Consider the following 1,799-nt stretch of genomic DNA (forward strand, 5'->3'; position numbering starts at 1 on the left):
GATCCAGCAGCTCGACAAGGTGACCCAGCAGAACGCCGGTGCATCGGAAGAGATGTCCGGCACGTCGGAAGAACTCGCGGCCCAGGCCGAGGAACTTCAGGCCTCCATCGCCTTCTTCCGCGTCGACAATGCCGGCCGCAAGGAAGCCGACCACGCCGGAAAGCTGCGCGCAACCGCCGCAAAGATGGCCGCTCCCGCTGCCGTTGCGCGCCCGGCCGCCCAACGCACCGCAACGGCGACGTCCAAGATGCTACGCAGCAATGGCTTTGCCTTGGACATGTCGATGGGCGGTCCTGACGCCGACGACGCGGATTTCCGCCAGAGCGCCTGATCGCGCAACCATTCGCGGCGCATCCGCAAGCGGATGCGCCGCAGCGACAACCCGGCGCATGTAGACGTCGGTCAAAGGGCTGCATCGGCAGCCCGCGGAAGGGTGAGTGTATCGGTCTTCGCGCATGGGAGCGCCGCAATCGCGGACGCTTCGCCCCAAAGGCATCTGCGACAAGGAGAATCCGGGATGCGTCTTACCATCAAGTTGAAGCTGGGCCTCGCCTTCGGCTTCCTCATCATGCTGCTTTGCGTTTCGGCCGGCATCGGCATCCGCAGCCTCAGCGAAATGAACACGCTGCGCAACGACCTCATCGAGGGTCCGATCCAGCAGGACGACTATGCCAACGATCTCGCCGCCGCATTCGACGGACTTGGTCTTGCCGAAGGCGACCTGCTGATGGCCACCACGCTGGAGCGGACAAACAAGGCAAAGGCCACGATCACCGCCGAACGAGCCGCCTTCGAAAAGGCGCTCAACGACGGCCAGAACGACGCGACTGGCGAATTCAAGGCCAAGTGGCAGGAAGTCCGCGACTTCTGGGACGATTACATGGCCATCAACGACCGCGTCGTCTCGCTGGTCAGCTCCGGCCAGCGCGATCTCGCGCTCGAAGTCAACCAGACCGATGGCGCGACGGCCTCAGACAAGCTCGACACGATGACCGCAGGCCTTTCAGCGCTGACGGAAAATGCTATCAACGATTCCGACACCGTGGCTGATGCCAGCTATCTGACGGCGTTCTACACGCTGATCACGCTGACGGTCGCGGCCTTCCTTCTCTCGGTCGGCGCAGCCCTCTGGATCGCGCTCGGCATCAACAGCGGCCTGCGCAAGATCAGGACGGTTGCGGAAGCCGTCGCCATCGGCGATCTCGACCAAACGGTCGAGATCAAGACGAACGACGAGATCAAGGACCTTGTCGACACGATCAATGTGATGACCGGCAACCTGCGCAACACCGCCACCATCGCCGATCAGATCGCCAATGGCGACCTGACCGTCACGCCGAAGGCGCTCTCCGACAAGGATACGCTCGGCCTGTCGCTGGAAAGCATGGTGGAGCGCCTGCGCGGCGTCGTCGCCGATGCGCTCTCTGCCGCCAACAACGTCTCCTCAGGCAGCCAAGAACTGTCGGCCAGCTCCGAGCAGCTCTCGCAGGGCGCCACCGAGCAGGCATCGTCCGCTGAAGAGGCCTCCGCCTCGATGGAAGAGATGGCCGCCAACATCAAGCAGAACGCCGACAACGCCGCCCAGACGGAAAAGATCGCCCGCCAGTCCGCCAAGGATGCCGAAGCCTCCGGCGAGGCCGTCGGTCGCGCGGTCGGCGCCATGCGCACCATCGCGGAGAAAATCTCCATCGTTCAGGAAATCGCCCGCCAGACCGATCTGCTCGCCCTGAATGCCGCCGTGGAAGCGGCCCGCGCCGGCGAACACGGCAAGGGCTTTGCCGTCGTCGCCTCGGAAGTGC

Annotated in this window: 1 protein-coding gene and 1 pseudogene; both read left to right on the top strand. The window is 64.2% G+C overall.

From position 1 onward, the window contains the following. A pseudogene (locus D0Y60_RS24535) lies at nt 1–331 on the top strand (methyl-accepting chemotaxis protein); the annotation flags it as partial. 186 nt (nt 332–517) lie between these two features. Continuing rightward, on the top strand, nt 518–1,799 hold a 1,282-nt coding region (locus D0Y60_RS24540; protein ID WP_117372587.1), incomplete at its 3' end, for a methyl-accepting chemotaxis protein.

It is taken from the genome of Shinella sp. WSJ-2 (assembly GCF_003432075.1).
Taxonomy (GTDB): domain Bacteria; phylum Pseudomonadota; class Alphaproteobacteria; order Rhizobiales; family Rhizobiaceae; genus Shinella.